We start from the raw sequence: 17,565 nt of genomic DNA on the forward strand, positions 1-17,565 counted from the left end.
ATCGCCGCGCGTAATAAAACACCATGAAGAAAGGAACCCGATGAGACTGTCTCTCACCCGAAACCGACTGCTCTCTGCCGTGGCAGTAGCGTCATTGACCTTCGCAGCACCCGGCGTCTTTGCCGACGAGGCTCACGAGACGACCGAAGCCTGGCGCCTCTTCGTCGCCGACCATACAAATCCGGTCGTGCGTGTCATCGACTTCACTGACGGCAAGGAACTCGCCCGTTATGACGTCAATGGCTACGCAGCCCTGACCGCGAGTGCCTCTGGCCAGACAGTGTTCGCCACGCAGTCGGACCACGACATCGTGCATGTCATCAAGACCGGCATCGACTTCTCCGATCATGGGGATCATCGCGATCTCGAAGTCTCCGATGTCGCCTTGTTGCCCATCACGTTTGAAGGCAAGCGGCCATTCCACGTGGTGCCGCATGACGATCATGCCATCCTGTTCTACGATCGCGGGGGCAAGGCTGACATCATTGATGAGGCAGCCCTTCTTGAGGGTAAAGCCGAGTTCAAGACAATCGATACGACCAAGCCGCACCATGGCGTGGCAGTAACAATGGGCCGCTACGTGCTCGTCTCGGTCCCAAATACAGAGATTGAAACGAAGCCAGATGAATTGCCGCCGCGCATTGGTCTTCGCGTCGTGGATGAAAAGGGCGAGCAGGTTGGCGAGATGGCTACATGCACCGACCTTCACGGTGAGGCGACCTCGGCCCGCCTCGTCGCCTTTGGCTGCAAGGAGGGCGTCCTTGTTGTCCGCCCGGGCGGACTTGATGGGCCGAAGTTGACGATGCTGCCCTATCCGGCCGATTTCCCGAAGGCCCACACCGGCACACTCCTCGGCGGCAAGGCGATGCAATTCTTCCTCGGCAACTATGGCGATGACAAGCTGGTGCTGATCGACGCGGATGCCGAACAACCCTACGAGCTGATCGAGCTGCCGACGCGACGCGTCGATTTCCAACTCGATCCAGCAGAACCGCGCAATGCCTATATCCTGACAGAAGACGGCGACCTGCATGTTCTCAATGTCGTCAAGGGCGAAATCGTCAATAAGGTGAAGGTCACAGAGCCTTACAGCAAGGATGGCCATTGGCGCGATCCGCGCCCGCGCCTTGCTGTCGCCGATGGCCAGATCGCAATTACCGACCCGCGCCATTCTCTCGTTCGCGTTGTCGATGCCGAGACACTGAGGGAAACGCGCACCATCGCGGTCGAGGGGCAGCCCTTCTCAATCGTTGCCGTCGGCGGCTCGGGCGCTTCGCACTGATACGATGAAACCTCTGCCCGGAACTACAGCGCAGTTCCGGGTACACCCTCAAAACCGCACCTTCCGGAGATGAGTATGTTGCAGGCAGTCCATTCCGACGATTTGAAACTGACGAGGAACCAGAGCCTCGTGCTCTCGGTGCTACAATCGTCCGGTCAGCCACTAAGCGCCTATAGCATCTTGGACCGATTGCGCGATGCCGGATTACGGGCGCCGCCGCAGGTCTACCGGGCGCTTGAAAAGCTTATGGAAGCTGGCCGCATCCACCGGCTGGAAAGCATGAATGCCTTCGTCATCTGTTGTCATTCAAAGCATGGGCAGATCCATCCACGGACCACCACCTTCGCGATTTGCGAAGCCTGCGGCAAGGTCAACGAATTCCACGATGCGAAGATCGAGGATGCGCTTGGAAGGCGCGCCAAGGGTAGCGGCTTTAAGATGCGCTCCACCACGATCGAGGTCCACGGCCTCTGCGCCGAATGCCACTGAATTGAACGATCAACGCCTACCGCTCTTGCCTTCGCAATGCTGACCTGGCCAGTTCACCCCGGCGGGCTTTGCCGCCACCTCCGGCTCGCCCGTCGCCACCGCCGCCGCCGTCGGGGCGGTCGCCATTCCGGAAATGAAGAAGGCTGGCTACGATTCGCGCCTTGCCGCGGGATCGGTCGCCGCCAGCGGCGTGCTTGACGTTCTCATTCCTCCTTCGGCGCTACTGATCTTCTCCGCCGCGCTGACCGAGGTCTCCGCCGGCAAGATGCTGATCGCCGGCTTCATATCCGGCATGCTCACTACCGTCGTCTTCATGGCGGGCGTCGCACTTTTCGGGCACGTCATTGCGAACAGGGCGGCTCGCCGGTGACCGCATGCGGGCCACCGGCCAGGCATGGCAGGTGCTGATCCTGTTCCTGCTCGGCTTTGGCGGCGTCTGTCTCGGACTGCTGGCGCCAACAGAAGCGGCGGCCATCGGCGCGCGCCGGCGGCGTTCCTGATGCTGCGTTCGTCCCGGTCCGACAGGGCCCAATTGGTACCGAACCTGCTCTTCAGCTTCAGCTCCACCGCGACGACCACCGTAATGATCCTGTTCATTATCATCGAGGTCGGTATCTTCAGCTACTTCCTGACGCTCGTGCAAATCCCACAGATCGTGGCCCAAGCCATCGTCGAACTGCCTGCCGCCGCATGTCTTTGTCCATCCCGCCATTGCTCTATATCCCGCTCGACATGTTTCTCGATGCCTTCTCCATGCTGGCCATCATCCTGCCGATCGTCTTCTCGACCGTACCGGTCTGGGCTTCGATCCGATCTGGTTCAGCATTCCGTGTGTGAAAATGCGCGAAATCGGATTGATGCCCCCGCGGTCGGACTGAACTGCTTGGTCATTGCCGGTATTGATCGCGACACGTCTCTCTCTCCGACGTTTTCCGCGGCGCCCAGTGGTTCGTGGTCATGGAAATGTTCACGATCGGGCTGATCTTCTTCTTCCCGATGATCGTCACATGGTTGCCGGACACCATGATGGGCCGCGGATCCTTGCACAAACGAAATCCACCGGATTCACGATCGAAACCCGGTGGCCTTTGCATTCGAAGCCTCTACGTGTTCAGGCGGCGAGGATGACCTTCATGGCCTTTTCGCGCGCGGCATTGCCGAACACCTCGTAGGCATCGAGAATCTGGTCTAGCTTGAAGCGGTGAGTAATCAGCTTGCTCGGGTCGAACCTGCCGGCCGCTACCGTCTTCAAGAGCATCGGCGTGGTGTTGGTGTTCACCAGTCCCATCGAGATGTTGATGTTCTTGATCCAGAGATCCTCGATATGAAGTTCCACCGGCTTGCCGTGAACGCCGACATTGGCGATCTTTCCACCCGCCGAGACGATTTTCTGGCAGATGTCGAAGGTGGCGGGAACGCCGACGGCTTCGATCGCCACATCGACGCCGCGTCCGTCGGTCATCTCCATGACCTTCAGAGCGGCATCTTCCGCGCCGACCTGAACCGTATCGGTGGCGCCGAACTGCCGGGCAAGGGCCAGACGCGAGGGGTCCATGTCGATCATCACGATCTTGCCCGGTGAATAGAACTGTGCCGTCAGGAGCGCGGACATGCCCACCGGACCGGCGCCGACGATGGCAACGGTGTCGCCGGGCTTCACGCCACCCGCCTGCACGCCGATTTCCAAGCCCGTCGGCAGGATGTCGGAGAGCATGACCAGCGCTTCCTCGTCCGCCCCGGCCGGGATCGGGTAGAGGGAGTTGTCGCCATGGCGGATGCGGACATATTCGGCCTGCGTGCCGTCGACCGTATGGCCGAGTTGCCATCCGCCGTCGTCGCAATGGGAATAAAGCTGCCGCTTGCAGTTCGGGCATGAGCCGCAGGACGTAATGCAGGAAATCAGGACGGGATCGCCCTCCTTGAAGTTGCGCACCGCGCTGCCTACCTCATCGACCACGCCGACGCCTTCATGGCCCAGCGTGCGTCCCTCGGTAACGGTTGGCACATCGCCCTTCAGAATGTGCAGGTCGCTGCCGCAAATGGTCGTCTTTGTGATTTTGACGATGACATCGGTCGGCTCCTGCACGGCCGGCTTGGGTTTCTCGACCCAGTCTTTCTTGCCTGGCCCGTAATAGACAAGCGCTTTCATCAGATCCTCCCTAGGGGGTATCCCCCTCAGCATGATGTTACAGAGATCGCACAAACCGGCCTCCTGTCCGGGTAGTGAGGTGTGAACCAACACCTATGGCGACATTAGAACAACAAGGAGAGCAGGCGCAGGCCGGGCTTTGATCTATTTCGGAAGCCGATGATCCGAATGAGAAGTAAACCGCAACATGGGAAAGTCGCCTGCCGAAACGGATCGGCAGTCACGGCTCCGGTTGGAATCCTCAGGCGCCAAAGGTCATGACTGGCGGGTCGTCATGCCCTTGCCAGACGATTGCGCAGAGTCTGGTAAGGGCTCTCGCCGAAGCGCTGCCGATAGCTTGCGGTCATCGCGGTGAGGTTGACATAGCCACGCGTGGAAGCGATCGAAGAGACAGTCTCGCCGGGCGGCGCGTCTTCCAAGGCTTTGCGAAGGCCCTCGAGACGCCGTGCCGTCAGATAGTCGTGCGGAGTAATGCCGCGAAACCGCCTGAAACCCTCGGACAGGCTGCGCGCGGAAATGCCGAGCTGTACAGCGATCTCGGTAATCGACGGCGCCTCGTGCGCACGCTCCTCCATCAGCCGCTCCGCTTCGCGCACATATCGCGGCGCTGCACCCCGCGCGCCGGTTTCCAGATTGAGTCCGGAGCATTCGGCCCAGCCGCGCAATAGTTCCAGGCAGAGGGTTTCCTCGATCCGCTTCTCCATCAACGGACTGGCAACGCCATCACTCCGGGCATCGACGGATCGTGTGGCATAATCCAAAAGGGAGAGCCAGGCGGAGTGCCCGCGCCCGAAAACCAGCCGCTTTTTCCAGAGATCGTCCTCGGGCACGAAGCCGTACCATCGCTGCGCCGTTTCCTCCATCAGCCTGTGGGGAATGGTCAGGTTGAATTGCAGGTCATCCCCGTTCGCGACATTCCAGTAATCCGTACGGCTGCAATCGACCACATAGCTGTCTCCGGGCTGCGTATCGATGGTGGCACCGCCCATGAGCGGATGGCACACGCTTCCTCGCATGGTGTTCACGACGATGATGTTTCCCGAGGAGGGGTCAAACTCGTCAGCCTTCGTCGGCACGCCGAAACAGAAGCGACTGAGCACGATTCTGCCGATCGACAGGGTGCGCAACGTGGCATTCGGATCCGCTCCCTGGACGAGTGGTTTCGTGGCAAGCGGCATATAGACCCGATTGCAGAACGCATTGACCTCCGCCCACTCACGGGAAGCATTCAGTTTTCCGCTCAGGAGCGGCTGGCCTTGCGCATCAAACAGCAGCGCATGTTCCAGCACGGTGGCATCCTCCTCCAAATCCCGCCGATATTGTGCCCGGAAGTATGGATATTGCAACAAGCAGATTGGATCGCGCGCCCACAGCAGGAGCTCTAGGCTGATGACGCCGAGCGGCAGTCACCTGCAGGCTGCCTGGCTCCACGCGAAAGGTCAGCCAAGCGCCTTTCCATTTAAAACGCGAGGGCGCACGACATCAAATACGTATAAGGATCGGTCGACTTATTTGGCTGGCCTTGAACAGGCGAGCGTCCACATGAACATCAAACCGTTCGCGGAGTTCATCGCGGAGCGCACCTCTTGGTCAACGAGTAAGGCAGCCTAAAATCATCTGGTTTCGGGTGCGGTGCAATAACCCATATCCGCCTTACGCCCCTTCTGCTCAATAAGGTCGAACAGACGCCATACGAGCAATCCGGCGCCGGGTGGTCCATGTCCGATGGTTGAAATGTCCAACCTGGAAATATTATCGAACCCGTTTCAGTCCGGGAAAAGCACGCCGTCCTCAATCGTGATGATTTTCAGTCAGGTCTCTGCCAGACTATCGCGGGCATCGAGTTCGGCATCGGGAAGTAAGGGTTACCTCCATGCTACCCGATCAGAAGCGCGCCGAATCGTATCAATCAACCGCATAGGGCGCAAAGGCCGTATCAACGGCCTTCCCGCTAAGTGATTGCTCCAGTCACACTCGAATCATAAGAACCTCTGGTCACTTTATTGCCGCCGCCGATGAGTTCCAGCTATCGGCCGGTGAGCAGTCTGTAAAATCGACGGAAGCCAGATATCGCCAATCCAATCGATGCAGCCGCAAGGCCCCAGTAAAGTCCCGTGGCTTCGTCCGGGGAAAGGTGGAGAAGACCGTTCAGAACCAACGCTTTTTCATTCGTCACGGCGATCCATGAGACGAAGAGGGCGCAGGCGACAAAAAACAGAGCTGCCAAGAATGCGATTGCAGGATGGGGTTTCGTCGCCAATGTCTTTTGTTCCGTCATTTTTCCCTTGCTCAAGGTCTATTGTTGATTGACTATCTTCCCGTTGCAGCGCGCCGATTTCCGAAGCAAGCCTCAAGCGCGGGTAGTTGCGTGCAGATGTTCGTGCCACCATCTGGGCCGCCGTCACGACCATAGACATTTGCGCAGCACTCAGGCTCGACGTGCCGCCAACAACGTCCGGTGCGGCAGTTTCATGACCTATTTCACGAGCCTGCCGATGATTGGATCGAAAGCTTTCCAATCAGCCCTATCGTATTCGACGCGGAAATACGCCGCCGCGCCTTCACAGGTGGAAATCGCTCGCTCGTAAAAGATCGTCCCGCTCTTTGCCCTGACCGACTGGCCGATAACGACTTGCGCCGATCATCAAGCTCCGCCGATGGTCAACTGAGAGAGCGGTAGATCGGATAATGCAACCAGACCTGCCACTGGACTTCATGTCGCTATTTGTAGTTCCAATCAAGGACGGCCAACTCAGACTCTTCGCCTGGAACATTCCATTTCAGATAGTCGCCGTAGGTCGTTACCCCCATTCGCTTGCCGCTACCGCCGTCCTCGAAAACCATGCTGCAATGACCATCCCCGGAGCAGGCCTCAAGCTCGGGGAGTTGTGTGCAGATGTTCGTGCCATCATCTGGGCCGCCGTTGCGACCATAGACATTCGCGCGGCACTCAGGCTCGACGTGCGGTGTCCAACCTGCGTTAAGGGCAGCGGCGCGAAACTCAGCGTAACTCATCCCCGGTTTCAACACCGTCGCAAATGCGCCAGGGCTTGCATTCGAAGCCGATGGATCGACCTGCTTACCGCCTTGGGCCGCCTGGGTTCCCGAGAGCGCGCGTAAGTCATAGACACGAAGCGCTTGAATTGTATCCATGCGCGTGTTCGTGAGATCGGTGAAGAAATCACGGGCGGCCTTGCCGTAGCCGCGGCGGCTGATCGCAAACAGTGCCACCCCGCGGGTTCCATCGCTCATCGAGACCGGGAAATAGCGGTAGGCATTCCACTCAACGATCAGCGTACTCGTGCTGCTGTCGCTCAGCATGAAATCGAGAAGAACCTGCCCGTTCTCGGATGGTTCCTGCAGGTCCACCCTGAGCAGAGGATCGCTCCCCTTGCGCTTGGCCAGCATCTCCAACTGACCAGCAACGGCGCTTTCGACGTCCGTACCGCCAGCACGTTCCAGAATGATCATGCTGGCGTAAGAATCCAAACGCTCACCGGCAGGAAGATATTCCTGTTTGACATACCCCGCAGACGGTTGCGAGGTCCACGCCAGTCTGTATTCGATGCCCTCAAATACGATGGGCCCGGGAACGCCAAGCTTGTCTGACGCCGGGACGGATTGAGCGGCGGCAAACGATGAAGAGTATGCAAAAACAGCGGCGGTGGCTATTAATCGCATGAGCTTTACAACCGAATGGCAAAGAGACATCTGAAATCCTTTTGTCGATTCAGCGTGATATTAGGCAGATAGAGATCATCCAAATCGGCCCATTGAGAAGCGGCAAATTCCTGCGTCTGGCCGCCGGCATTGATTATCGGGAAACCAGCACTATGCCCAGTAGGTCATCTGTACTAACAGCGGACGCGCCAAGAAATACGAGTTCCTGCGACCTTCCCAAATGTCGGACAGATTCATAACTTTAGTGCCCTGACGGTCATTGAAAGATCGCTGAAATGATTTGCGAGGTCCGCGCAGTCCCATGCCGACCGGCGGTTAAATTGAGCCGCTCAAGAAGGCACGATATTGGCCACGTCCTCCACCGAAGGGACACATTGATGATTTCGACCAGCACGGGATCCAGCAAGGCGCCACGAGCATCGCTTCGCGCGCATATTAGCTTATTGCTTGGGCAAAAGGATGGGGAGCATTATGACGCCGAGCGCGGACAGGCGATCGTGCGGATCATCCTCGTTCCACTTTTTTCCCTCTACGCAATTCCTGCGCTCATCCTGACGAACAGCACGGGCACGCTTGTTACGGTGTTTGCCATATACGCCACACTCTATTTCCCGTTGGGTTGGCTCCTGCTTTACGACATCATCAAGCATCCGGGAAACTATCTCTGGCGGCGCATCGCGGCGATGACGGGCGACTATGTCGCGATGACATTCGCAATGTCCGCGGGAGACGCCGCCACCCTTCCGGTTTATGCGACATTGTTGTGGGTGACCGTGGGATACGGCCTGCGGTTCGGCTCCTCCTACCTTGCTGCTGCGACTGCCGCTGCCCTTGCTGCAATTGGGGTGACGACGCTTCTCAATGAGTACTGGCAGACGAACCCCTATCTGGTGCTCACTTTGGTCGTCACAGCAATCCTGGTGCCGGGATATGTCCTGGTTTTGATCAAGCGCCTGCAGAAAGCCTACACTCTTGCTCATGAGGCGAACCTTGCGAAGTCGCGCTTCCTTGCGCAGGCAAGCCATGATCTGCGGCAACCCATCCATGCCATCAGCCTTTTTACGGCCTGTCTGCGCGACGCCGGTCTTGGCCGCGAGGAACAGCAGATGGTCGAGAACATCGATCGTTCCCTGCAAGGCCTTTCGCATCTCTTCCGTTCGCTGCTCGACATTTCGACACTCGACAGCGGCAAGGTGACCCCGCGGATCGACGCGATCCCGATCGCAGCGATTATCGAGAACATTGGCCAGCAGAACGCCCAGTCGGCGCAGTGGGCGAAGGTTACATTGCGCGCTGTCCCTAGCAAATGTTACGTGCAGGTGGATGAAGCCTTGTTGACGACAATGATCCAGAACATCGTCACGAACGCCCTGAAATACGCCTCTGGCCGGCCAGTTCTGGTGGGATGCCGCCGGCGTGGCGGCAAGCTCGCCATCGAGATCTACGACCGCGGCGACGGCATAGCCGAAGAGCACCTGCCCCGGGTCTTTGAGGAGTTCTACCAGGTTCGCGAACGCGGGGATAAAGATGTCGAAGGCGTCGGGCTCGGGTTGCCAATCGTGCGCCGCCTCGGTCAATTGATGGGCTTGTCGATCTCAATGCGTTCCGTGAAAGGTAAAGGAACGGCGATGATTATCGAGGGGCTGCAGATCGTGCCTGCGCCGGCCGCACGGGCTACGTCCGCGGCTCCCAAATTGCCATCTGTTATTGAGGGGCTCCGTATTCTGCTGATCGAAGACGACGAAGACGTGCTGCTTGCGACGGCAATGCTGCTGGAGAAATGGGGCTGCCTCGTGCAAGCCGAAACAGCACCGCCAGCCGAAGGTACGGAATGCGACATTCTGATCACCGATTTCGATCTAGGCCAGAGGCAGACGGGAACCGATTGCATCGCAGCCGTGCGGGAGCAGACCGGGCGGGATGTTCTGGCGATCATCATGACCGGGCATGATGAAGCGCGCGTGCGCGCGGATTTGGATGATCCCACTATTCCGATCCTGTCGAAGCCGGTCCGGCCGGCCGAGTTGCGATCGGTTCTGACAGCTCAGGTGTTGCAGCGCAGGGAACTCGTTGCACGATAAGCCTGTTATATTGCAGAAGTTAGGGCGGCCCATGCGTCTATCTCATTGCCGTCGCAAGAAAACGTCATGGGCACAGCCCATCGGCCACCGCCTTGGCAGCCGCCGCGGTCCTGGAGGAGACCCCCAGCGATCTCAGCAGTGCGGAGACGTGAATCCTGACCGTGAACGGCGAGAGGCGGAGAGTCGCTGCGATCTCCTTGTTGGTCTTTCCTTCGCAGAGCATGCGAAGGACCTCGAGCTGGCGCCGCGTCAGCGTTGACCTCTCATCATCGGCTTCGGGAATCGACGCGCCCGAGGCATCAAGCCGGAGGACCAGATCACCGTCGCGGACAGCTGCAAGAGCCGCAATGATCTCGCGGGGCGGCAGACTTTTGCTGATGAAACCGTTGACGCCCCGTGCCATGACCCGTTCGGCAGCAGCCCGCTCGTCAATCATGGAAATCACGATGATTGAGGAACGGACGAATTCCTGTCTCAATCCGGACAGAGCCCCTTCGATGCTCCTTCCCGCAAAAATGAGGTCGACTACGAGGATGCTCGGTGTCGGTCCGGTACGGGCCAGCGCGAGAAGTTCGTCAAAACTGTTGGCCTCGGCGATTTCCGCGTCCGGTATGGTGCGCTGAATAAGCCGTCGTAGGCCGTCGCGGAAAACCGGATGGTCGTCAGCAAGAAGGATGCGTTCCTTGGGCAACCGCTTCTCCGGAGGCGAAAATCCATCGGTTGGGTGCAACACTGAGCCCCATTCTCCCTAACACAGGGCCGTGCTGTAACACAGTAGGTCATCTGTACTAATGGTCCTCGCAGGCAACATCGGGATATCTATCGTGGTGCCCGAGGTGGCACGATACCCTCCAGAAGAAGGGGAAACGAACCGGCGCAGCGTCTCTTCGGCAGGATGATCGCGCAGACCGCCGCCTGGGGCCTCCGGCGGTTCGCGCTCAGTTGCCGAACGATGTTTCGCGAGATGGCCAAACAGGCAGATTTGGGCGATTTGGCGTTCGAAAGGGAAACCCGGTTCAGATGCTTGTGAAGCTCCTTAAGAGGACACGATGCCAAATCCTGAATTTCAAACGGGAATAGCCGCGTTCTGTGTTGCGGCTCTATGCCTGTCGACGATAGCGCATGCCAGCGGCCAGTTGCCAATGCCCCCGACCACCGAGGAATTCAAGTCCCACGGTGCCTGCGTCGCCGCCCTCCATGCCCTCCACAAGGAAGACCAGAAGCAGGTCAGGCCGAAGAGCGCCAAGGCTGATGGCAGAACTTCGGAAGTGGAGTTGATCACTGGGGGAATCCGACGCATAGGCCAAGGCACCGCGCGTTACGACGCCACGATCTGGTATCACCATGGCAGCATTCGCGATGATGTTGAGCAGAGGGAAACCAGCCACAGCTATGCGCATCGTTTGCGCGAATGCGAGGGCAGGACCATGAGGGTCACCGGACAGGATGGTTATACGTTAAGCACGTTCGAGCCACTGCTGGGTTTTGCGAGAAAGCTCCCGAACCGCTCGAAGCATTCACGGAAAAGTTCGATTTCGCCCCGCCTCGACGAATAACCATCGTCGTCGTGGCGGTGGAGCCCAGAGGCATGAGGCGCATAGTCCAGGAATTCCGGGGGTAGCGCTTCGGACCGACGGCGAGCGAGCTGGCGAGATCACAGACGGCGTCTGTCTCGCCGTCCATCGCCATGTCAAAAGACCTCAAGAAACGTGGATGGTCGTTCATCGGCCTCACAACCGTTTTTGCGTTCATGCAGGCGATGGGACTGATCAACGATCACTCCGAGGGCTGCGTCACCCGGGACAAAGCGAGCGCAGCCGGGGCTGCCCTCAACCGGCTTTGCGAAGTCATCGTTCTGCTTATCCTGAGGTCGGCGATTGACAGCGGGGCGACCGGACTCGGCTTGCTTGCGGGCCTGTCCCATCCCTCGTTACACCGGGCGTTGGTGGCAGTGCATGATGCCCCTGTGCGAGCCTGGAACAGTGGTGACCTTGCTGCAGTGGCAGGGATGAGGTCCGCTCCTCGGAAAAAGCGTTCGATGAGATGCCCGACCTGAAAATCGAAGGTGAGATGCTGGAACTCGCCGTCCCGGCTCGAAGCGCCTGGGTCGTGCTGTCGACGCGATGGACGATGAGATCGGCACCCCGAACGGCAGAACGGCTTGTCTGTGGGCGGACCCGCTCTCCAGATGCGCGATGCGGTCGCGCAGGTCGGACAGGACGGCATTGGAAGCGGATTGGCCCATGTTCTCCTTCTTCGCGGGAGCGTTATTACTTGAGGTGGAACTTCCTGACCATGTTCGGCCCTATCCGGAATTTGATCCCGAGCTCGCAGCAGCACAGGAGAGCTGCTGGAGGGAGGTCTGGGGAGCGGGGGAGGACGCAAATGAGGATGAGGACGAGAGGAAAATGCAGAGCACGTCGATGAAGCACATCGCCAAGGCCGGTTGCAGATACGACAGGCGGTCGCCAGCATGACCTCGCAGGTTTTGATCTCTGTGTTCCTTTCCGACAGCTTCTGGCCGCGCTGATGTGCGCTCTACGCTACGCGCCCCCTGTCCCGGCCATTCAACTTGGCCGCATGGAGGGCTTGATCGCCGGCAAACTTGTTTTGAACACAATGACTGCCTATATAACCGTCATCGGCATTGCTGATGAGCGCTGATGAATTCGCCGCTCGCAATCGCCGCCATCGCTTCGAGACTTTTGACCACGGATGTACTGGCACTGGTGGGTAAGCGATGATGAGGAAGGTCGGTGCGGTTTCGCCCCGGCCTTTTTTGTTGGTGGGAAACATTGTCTTGATGGCGAAGGCGTTGCTCGTGCCCGACGTCGCGTCCATACCGGGCGTTGCGCTTGGACGCGCGCTTCGTACAAGTGGTGGATCCTCTTCCGCTCCAGCTCAGCTCAATAATCGATCGGCCGCGAAATCGACAGGCTATTGATGGCTTATCGAATGGGCGATAAGGTCGCCGCGCGGCAAGCTGCCGCCAAGCGATCAGGAGCTTTCATGCCGACGGGAACTGTTAAATTTTTCAACGAAGACAAGGGCTTTGGTTTCATCACTCCAGACAATGGCGGGGCTGATGTCTTCGTACATGTCTCCGCTCTACAACGAGGTGGCTCTTTGAGAGAGGGACAAAAGGTAAGCTATGATCTCGGCCAGGACCGCAAGACCGGAAAATCGAAGGCCGAAAACGTCGGCGTGGTTTGATCGAGCTGGAAGCGCCGCTTCCGTCACTGAAAATTCCGGCTCTTTATCTTCAGCGTGTCGATATGACGATCTGGCTCGAAGATGTCCTTCGACCTGACCGGCGCTGGTGGCTTTCCGCAGGGATCGGGCGTCGCTGGCGCCCCATGGACGAATTCGTCGCCGCGGCCGGTCGGCGGGCGGAAGGTGCCATCACGAGCAGCCAAGCTCGATAGGTCCGCCGACAGATCGAACAGTTGCTGGGCCACGCGGGCACCACCTCCCCTTCCCTATGGATCCTGCCGTGGATCCCCAGCATGCTGGAGCTGAGAAGAACGCGGCGCGACTTCTCGAAGAGTTTTAGCCAGACCACGACATTGGCGACGCCAGTCTCGTCCTCGCTCGTCACGAAAACGAACCCCTTGACAGAGCCCGGCATCTGCCGCACCAGAATCAGGCCGGCCGCCGTCAACCACTGGCCGTTTCGCGCCTCATCGCGTCGCTGTATGTGGCGATCCTCTTCCGGGCGAGATCGTGGCGCAGGAAGCTCAACGGATGGTGCCGAAGCGTCAGGCTGACGTGGCTGTAATCGTCCACCACGTTGTGCCCTTCCGTCATCTGCCGTAGCTTGACCTCCGGCTCCTGCTGCTCGGCGATGGCGCGCGCCTCGCGCTCTGCCGCGGCCAGGAACAGTGGGAGGGGTTCATCGCGCCGCGCTTCGATCACCCAATGGGCGTCAGGCCATTGAAGCTCAAGGGTGGATCTGCGAGAGCCGGTCATCGAACTCGATTGCCGGCTGTGTCGGCGTCGCGGCGGACACGAGCGGACGCGGCTGGTAAAGGCCTTCGGAGCCGGTGTCAGCTTCGCGGAACTTACGCGGCGCATGACGGTGGGCTGCGAGAGGATGAACACAGTGGAAGGCGACCAATGCGCCACCTATTTCCCATGTCTGATGGAGAGGATATCCTCCTGTGACGAAGACTGAGCCCCATGGACCAGAACGAGCACGCCAACCGGCCACGTAAGATTCTCCATATCGACATGGACGCGTTTTATGCCTCGGTCGAGCAACGCGACAATCCGGAGCTTCGAGGCAAGCCGGTCGCCGTCGGGGGCTCGGCTGCCCGCGGCGTCGTGGCCGCGGCGAGCTACGAAGCCCGCAAGTTCGGCGTCCATTCGGCCATGCCGTCGGTGACAGCCAAGCGCAAATGCCCCGAGCTGATCTTCGTCCGACCGCGCTTCGACATCTATCGCGCCGTCTCGATGCAGATCCGGGAAATCTTCGCTGAATACACCCCAATGATCGAGCCGCTCTCACTGGATGAAGCCTATCTCGACGTCACCGAAAACCTCAAGGGAATGGAGATCGCAACCGAGATCGCCACGGAAATCCGGGCGAAGATTAAGGCGGCGACAGGCCTGAATGCCTCGGCGGGCATCAGCTACAACAAGTTCCTGGCGAAGATGGCGAGCGATCTCAACAAGCCGAACGGCCAGGCGGTCATCACGCCGAAGAATGGTCCAGCCTTTGTGCAGGGCTTACCCGTCAAGAAGTTTCATGGCGTCGGTCCAGCCACGGCCGAGAAGATGCACCGTCTCGGCATCGAGACGGGTGCTGATCTATTTGGCAAGGAACTTGATTTCCTCATCAACCACTTCGGCAAGTCCGGCCCCTACTTCTATGGCATCGCCAGGGGCATCGACAATCGTCAGGTCAAGCCGGATCGCGTCCGAAAGTCGGTCGGCGCCGAGGACACCTTTGTTGAAGACGTTCATGCCTTTGAGCCGGCGCGCGAAGGAATCCAGCCGCTGATCGACAAGGTCTGGAGCTATTGCGAGGTGAACTCGATCGGCGCCAAGACCGTAACCCTGAAGGTGAAATATTCGGACTTTCAGCAGATCACCCGCAGCAAGACCGTACCGGTTCCGTTAACCTCGATTTTTGAGCTGGAGGAGATCGTTGCCTTCTTGCTGCAGCCGGTCTTTCCGGCCCGCAAGGGAATCCGGCTGCTCGGCGTCACATTGTCTTCATTGGAGCAAGGCGCAGAGCAAATGTCACCGCAGCTGGATCTTCCACTATAAAGATATGTGGCGCATCCGAACTCCACGTTCGTCAAGCCGAAATCAGGCTAAAGACTGATATTTAACCCATCTAAATCAGATTAAAGGCTGAGGCACCGTCGAAGGGATTTTTCATGCACGCCCGAGGAAAAACGCAAACACCGGTTCAGGTTTGCCGTTTTCCGCAGTTCGAGGAAGCGTTGCGGCGTCGGCGGTGACTTCGGCAAGATCGGCAAGCAGTGCGGGCGACACGCCCAATTCACCCGAAAACGCTTGATCTGGCAACTGTCGAAGCAGCCCGGCTGCGCGCCCGGTATGACGTCTTGCTGCGGCCCGTTTGCCTTCGCGGATCTTCACCCCGGCGGCAGAAAGCAGGATAAGGCCCTTTAGCAAAGCGCGCAGCGTGCTTCCTTTGTCGGCAAGATGCCAAAGCCCCTCCCATGCCTCATGCGCTTCCCAGTAGTAGCCATGATTGAAGAGATCCTCGCCCCACACGAACTCGTCCGACCCGAGCGATGGGATAACTTGCGCCGGCTGGATCTGGTAGCTATGTCCCGCAGGATCCCGCACCGGATGTGGCTGCCGCCCGGGCAAGTAAGCATAGGCTGGAAAAGATCTTTCCGGAAGCAGACGAGGACGTTCCATCCATTATAGTCCTGTAATGCATCTGTTGTTAAACATGCTCCGAAGGCCTGGCACGGGCAAGCATCAGCTTTGGCTGCTGATACCTTGATGAATCGAACCGCCGGCTGCGCAAAGGCTTTCGGCGGCGTGGGAGGGCACGTTCGGCCCGTGACCTTATACGCGACAGCCAAAAGCGTCAGGTCAAATGCGCTCTACGAGTGCCTCTGTTAGAATACAGCTATTCAGAAAACACACCGCAGCTCCGCGATCGTGCCTTGTCACCAGCCAACCCGGTGCCGCCTCGCTACGGCGGAAAGAGCCCCTGCACGGCGTGGACTGCGGACGAAAAAACTGGAGCCTCGCTGGTTCCGATCGCGGCGCCGACCGGGCTGCCATCATGCTGACACTGATCACCACGGCCGGCCTCAGCGACATCGACCCGAAGGCCTGGCTTGCGGACGTGCTGGCTCGCATCGCCGATTTGTCCGCCTCCCGCCTGCACGACCTGTTACCGTGGGAGCGATCAAGACGGCGGCAGTACCGGCTGCCGCGTAAACAGCTTCTGAAACAGCTCTTCCGACCGACGCAGACCCTCGTCCGTCAGCACCAGCGACTTTGACTTGTTCATCGGATCGCCGATCAGCCCTTTCTGGTGCAGGCGATCCGTCGTCGCCCAGTCAAAACCCTTCCAGGCGCGACGCTCGTTATGAAGCGTCAGCCACAACAGCGCCAGCACCGCGTCGTCGATTTTGTCCTCGTCGATCTCCATCATATAATGCTATCCCACACGACCGCGAAAATCCCGCAACCAACGTCGCATGCATACCTCATTGTAAGCTTCGGTGCATATCATCCCGTTGGTCGAACGGCGCGACAGCCGCACGAATGAAGTCCACCAGTTTCTGCGAGGCGAGCGACAGCGGGCGCCCGTTTGGCGTCAAGAGCCAGACATCCATGAAGGTTTCCGGCAGCAGTGTCCGCCGGACAAGGCGATCTTCTGGATAGTCCAGCCCGACGAAGGGCGGCACGATCGATACGCCGACGCCGTTGGCAACGAAGCTGCAAGCAGTTTCCGACAGCGGCACCTCGATGCGGTTGCGTTTTTGAACGCCCTTGAGCTGAAAGGCCCGGTCGATCGTCATCAGCGAGCAGTCGTCGCGGAAGAGCGAGATGAAGGCCTCATTGCGAAGATCGTCGATCTCGATCACCTGTTTCCCGGTGAGCGGATGTCCGGCGGGAAGGATGCAAACCATGCTGAAGCGCATGATCACTTCGGCGCTGACATTCGGGTGATCGAAGGGCAGGACACTCAGACCGATATCGATCTGCCCGGCCGCCACCAGTTCGCCGATCCGCGGCGACGTCTTGCTCTGCAACGTGAAATGGATGTCAGGCTGTTCGGCAAGGAAAGGCGAAAGCGCGTTGGAGAGGTAGAGGGTGGCAAGCGCCGGGGGCGCCGCGATCGTCACCTCGCCCCATTCTCGATTGCGTACGGCTTCCGCAAGCCGGGCTATTCGCTTGGCGCCGGAGAACATCCGCTCCACCTCTACTGCCAGCATGCGCGCCTCCAGCGTCGGCACCAGGCGCCCGCCGCTGCGTGTGAAAAGCTGGAAACCGCAAGCCTCGGTCAGGCTGCGCAGCAGCTTGCTGACGGCCGGCTGGGAAATACCGAGCCTTTCACCGGCAAGGGTCACCGATCCGGTTTCGATCGTGGTGTGGAAGGCTTCAAGCTGTCTGATGTTCATGGCCGGCGGGATCCCCTCATGCCAAATTTTCCGACATGAGTTTTGGTTATAATGAAGGGAGAACAAGCTATTTGACAATCATATTGCCGAAGCGCTTTAACATGCAAGTGAAGGTGTGAACGGGCGAAACTCGAACGAGTGAGGGGACGTCCGAACTCCGCAAAACAATCATTCTGCAGACCGGTCCGGTCCGGCGGACGGCTTCTTCGAGGCCGGCCGGAGCTTGATCACGCCAAGGCCGCGGCAAGCGGCTGAAAGAAGAAG

17 protein-coding genes and 5 pseudogenes are annotated in these 17,565 nt (G+C 59.1%); 13 read left to right on the top strand and 9 right to left on the bottom strand.

The window, feature by feature from the left end; genetic code table 11:
• Positions 1–40: 40 nt before the first annotated feature.
• The 6 genes and pseudogenes from aztD (at position 41) to ABK249_RS15250 (ending at position 2,608) form a co-directional block, all read left to right on the top strand.
• On the top strand, positions 41–1,282 hold the full coding sequence (gene aztD / locus ABK249_RS15230) for a zinc metallochaperone AztD (RefSeq protein WP_227702510.1): 1,242 nt from the start codon (positions 41–43) through the stop codon (positions 1,280–1,282).
• 75 nt (positions 1,283–1,357) lie between these two features.
• Positions 1,358–1,771 carry a Fur family transcriptional regulator gene (locus ABK249_RS15235; RefSeq protein WP_037150258.1) on the top strand — a complete coding sequence of 138 codons (414 nt, stop codon included), beginning with the start codon at positions 1,358–1,360 and terminating at the stop codon, positions 1,769–1,771.
• 70 nt (positions 1,772–1,841) lie between these two features.
• A pseudogene (locus ABK249_RS15240) lies at positions 1,842–2,141 on the top strand (TRAP transporter large permease subunit); the annotation flags it as partial.
• A 4-nt stretch (positions 2,142–2,145) separates the two neighbouring features.
• Entirely contained in the window at positions 2,146–2,271 is a 126-nt protein-coding gene (locus ABK249_RS15245; protein WP_265105673.1) for a hypothetical protein, read from the top strand.
• Between the two features lie 83 nt (positions 2,272–2,354).
• Positions 2,355–2,402: pseudogene (locus tag ABK249_RS33930) on the top strand (hypothetical protein); the annotation flags it as partial.
• A gap of 59 nt (positions 2,403–2,461) precedes the next feature.
• Positions 2,462–2,608 (top strand): hypothetical protein, encoded by a 147-nt coding sequence (locus ABK249_RS15250; protein ID WP_227705271.1) that lies wholly within the window; start codon positions 2,462–2,464, stop codon positions 2,606–2,608.
• Between the two features lie 274 nt (positions 2,609–2,882).
• Here ABK249_RS15250 and ABK249_RS15255 read toward each other — a convergent pair whose 3' ends face one another.
• The 4 genes from ABK249_RS15255 to ABK249_RS15270 all read right to left on the bottom strand — a co-directional run bounded on the left by ABK249_RS15255 (position 2,883) and on the right by ABK249_RS15270 (position 7,631).
• On the bottom strand, positions 2,883–3,920 hold the full coding sequence (locus ABK249_RS15255; RefSeq protein ID WP_348863211.1) for a zinc-dependent alcohol dehydrogenase family protein: 1,038 nt from the start codon (positions 3,918–3,920) through the stop codon (positions 2,883–2,885).
• Positions 3,921–4,192: 272 nt separating this feature from the next.
• On the bottom strand, positions 4,193–5,209 hold the full coding sequence (locus ABK249_RS15260) for an AraC family transcriptional regulator (RefSeq protein WP_037150265.1): 1,017 nt from the start codon (positions 5,207–5,209) through the stop codon (positions 4,193–4,195).
• Between the two features lie 876 nt (positions 5,210–6,085).
• Positions 6,086–6,439, bottom strand: a complete 354-nt coding sequence (locus ABK249_RS15265) for a hypothetical protein (protein ID WP_348863212.1) — start codon at positions 6,437–6,439, stop codon at positions 6,086–6,088.
• 202 nt (positions 6,440–6,641) lie between these two features.
• Positions 6,642–7,631, bottom strand: a complete 990-nt coding sequence (locus tag ABK249_RS15270; RefSeq protein WP_227702507.1) for a hypothetical protein — start codon at positions 7,629–7,631, stop codon at positions 6,642–6,644.
• Positions 7,632–7,876: 245 nt separating this feature from the next.
• Here ABK249_RS15270 and ABK249_RS15275 point away from each other — a divergent pair, with 245 nt between their 5' ends.
• Positions 7,877–9,682: an ATP-binding response regulator gene (locus ABK249_RS15275; protein ID WP_348863213.1), complete on the top strand. Its 1,806-nt coding sequence runs from the start codon at positions 7,877–7,879 to the stop codon at positions 9,680–9,682.
• Between the two features lie 64 nt (positions 9,683–9,746).
• On the opposite strand, the gene ABK249_RS15280 is transcribed toward ABK249_RS15275, so the two are convergent.
• Positions 9,747–10,373 carry a response regulator transcription factor gene (locus tag ABK249_RS15280; RefSeq protein ID WP_227702506.1) on the bottom strand — a complete coding sequence of 209 codons (627 nt, stop codon included), beginning with the start codon at positions 10,371–10,373 and terminating at the stop codon, positions 9,747–9,749.
• Positions 10,374–10,731: 358 nt separating this feature from the next.
• Between ABK249_RS15280 and ABK249_RS15285 the strand changes: the two genes are divergently transcribed.
• The 4 genes and pseudogenes from ABK249_RS15285 (at position 10,732) to ABK249_RS15300 (ending at position 12,895) form a co-directional block, all read left to right on the top strand.
• A complete protein-coding gene (locus tag ABK249_RS15285; RefSeq protein WP_037156190.1) occupies positions 10,732–11,238 on the top strand; it encodes a hypothetical protein in 507 nt (168 codons plus the stop codon).
• A gap of 89 nt (positions 11,239–11,327) precedes the next feature.
• Positions 11,328–11,465 (top strand): annotated as a pseudogene (locus tag ABK249_RS15290) (DNA-3-methyladenine glycosylase I); the annotation flags it as partial.
• Between the two features lie 460 nt (positions 11,466–11,925).
• Positions 11,926–12,159 (top strand): hypothetical protein, encoded by a 234-nt coding sequence (locus ABK249_RS15295; protein WP_227702505.1) that lies wholly within the window; start codon positions 11,926–11,928, stop codon positions 12,157–12,159.
• Between the two features lie 532 nt (positions 12,160–12,691).
• On the top strand, positions 12,692–12,895 hold the full coding sequence (locus tag ABK249_RS15300) for a cold-shock protein (RefSeq protein ID WP_037156255.1): 204 nt from the start codon (positions 12,692–12,694) through the stop codon (positions 12,893–12,895).
• A gap of 23 nt (positions 12,896–12,918) precedes the next feature.
• Here the strand turns inward: ABK249_RS15300 and dnaE2 are convergent.
• Positions 12,919–13,630: pseudogene (gene dnaE2, locus ABK249_RS15305) on the bottom strand (error-prone DNA polymerase); the annotation flags it as partial.
• Between the two features lie 231 nt (positions 13,631–13,861).
• Here dnaE2 and dinB point away from each other — a divergent pair.
• On the top strand, positions 13,862–14,953 hold the full coding sequence (dinB, locus tag ABK249_RS15310) for a DNA polymerase IV (RefSeq protein WP_037156201.1): 1,092 nt from the start codon (positions 13,862–13,864) through the stop codon (positions 14,951–14,953).
• A 111-nt stretch (positions 14,954–15,064) separates the two neighbouring features.
• Here dinB and ABK249_RS15315 read toward each other — a convergent pair whose 3' ends face one another.
• Positions 15,065–15,577 (bottom strand): DUF309 domain-containing protein, encoded by a 513-nt coding sequence (locus ABK249_RS15315; protein ID WP_348863214.1) that lies wholly within the window; start codon positions 15,575–15,577, stop codon positions 15,065–15,067.
• A 301-nt stretch (positions 15,578–15,878) separates the two neighbouring features.
• Between ABK249_RS15315 and ABK249_RS15320 the strand changes: the two are divergent.
• Positions 15,879–16,175, top strand: a pseudogene (locus ABK249_RS15320) (transposase domain-containing protein); the annotation flags it as partial.
• Here ABK249_RS15320 and ABK249_RS15325 read toward each other — a convergent pair.
• Both ABK249_RS15325 and ABK249_RS15330 read right to left on the bottom strand, forming a co-directional pair.
• A complete protein-coding gene (locus ABK249_RS15325) occupies positions 16,080–16,325 on the bottom strand; it encodes a DUF6429 family protein (protein WP_037156256.1) in 246 nt (81 codons plus the stop codon). The pseudogene ABK249_RS15320 and the gene ABK249_RS15325 sit on opposite strands and share 96 nt — an antisense overlap.
• Positions 16,326–16,383: 58 nt before the next feature.
• Complete coding sequence (locus tag ABK249_RS15330; protein ID WP_227702502.1) at positions 16,384–17,301, bottom strand: LysR family transcriptional regulator; 918 nt, start codon at positions 17,299–17,301, stop codon at positions 16,384–16,386.
• Between the last annotated feature and the right edge of the window lie 264 nt (positions 17,302–17,565).

The organism is Neorhizobium phenanthreniclasticum, from assembly GCF_040066075.1.
In the GTDB taxonomy this organism is placed as follows: Bacteria; Pseudomonadota; Alphaproteobacteria; order Rhizobiales; family Rhizobiaceae; genus Neorhizobium; species Neorhizobium petrolearium.

What these genes read in the sequence shown, in the direction of transcription:
- aztD (WP_227702510.1), top strand. Translation starts at nt 41, where the DNA reads ATGAGACTGTCTCTCACCCGAAACCGACTGCTCTCTGCCGTGGCAGTA.
- ABK249_RS15235 (WP_037150258.1), top strand. Translation starts at nt 1,358, where the DNA reads ATGTTGCAGGCAGTCCATTCCGACGATTTGAAACTGACGAGGAACCAG.
- ABK249_RS15245 (WP_265105673.1), top strand. Translation starts at nt 2,146, where the DNA reads ATGCGGGCCACCGGCCAGGCATGGCAGGTGCTGATCCTGTTCCTGCTC.
- ABK249_RS15250 (WP_227705271.1), top strand. Translation starts at nt 2,462, where the DNA reads ATGTCTTTGTCCATCCCGCCATTGCTCTATATCCCGCTCGACATGTTT.
- ABK249_RS15255 (WP_348863211.1), bottom strand. Translation starts at nt 3,920, where the DNA reads ATGAAAGCGCTTGTCTATTACGGGCCAGGCAAGAAAGACTGGGTCGAG.
- ABK249_RS15270 (WP_227702507.1), bottom strand. Translation starts at nt 7,631, where the DNA reads ATGTCTCTTTGCCATTCGGTTGTAAAGCTCATGCGATTAATAGCCACC.
- ABK249_RS15275 (WP_348863213.1), top strand. Translation starts at nt 7,877, where the DNA reads ATGATTTGCGAGGTCCGCGCAGTCCCATGCCGACCGGCGGTTAAATTG.
- ABK249_RS15285 (WP_037156190.1), top strand. Translation starts at nt 10,732, where the DNA reads ATGCCAAATCCTGAATTTCAAACGGGAATAGCCGCGTTCTGTGTTGCG.
- ABK249_RS15295 (WP_227702505.1), top strand. Translation starts at nt 11,926, where the DNA reads ATGTTCTCCTTCTTCGCGGGAGCGTTATTACTTGAGGTGGAACTTCCT.
- ABK249_RS15300 (WP_037156255.1), top strand. Translation starts at nt 12,692, where the DNA reads ATGCCGACGGGAACTGTTAAATTTTTCAACGAAGACAAGGGCTTTGGT.
- dinB (WP_037156201.1), top strand. Translation starts at nt 13,862, where the DNA reads ATGGACCAGAACGAGCACGCCAACCGGCCACGTAAGATTCTCCATATC.
- ABK249_RS15315 (WP_348863214.1), bottom strand. Translation starts at nt 15,577, where the DNA reads ATGGAACGTCCTCGTCTGCTTCCGGAAAGATCTTTTCCAGCCTATGCT.
- ABK249_RS15325 (WP_037156256.1), bottom strand. Translation starts at nt 16,325, where the DNA reads ATGGAGATCGACGAGGACAAAATCGACGACGCGGTGCTGGCGCTGTTG.
- ABK249_RS15330 (WP_227702502.1), bottom strand. Translation starts at nt 17,301, where the DNA reads ATGAACATCAGACAGCTTGAAGCCTTCCACACCACGATCGAAACCGGA.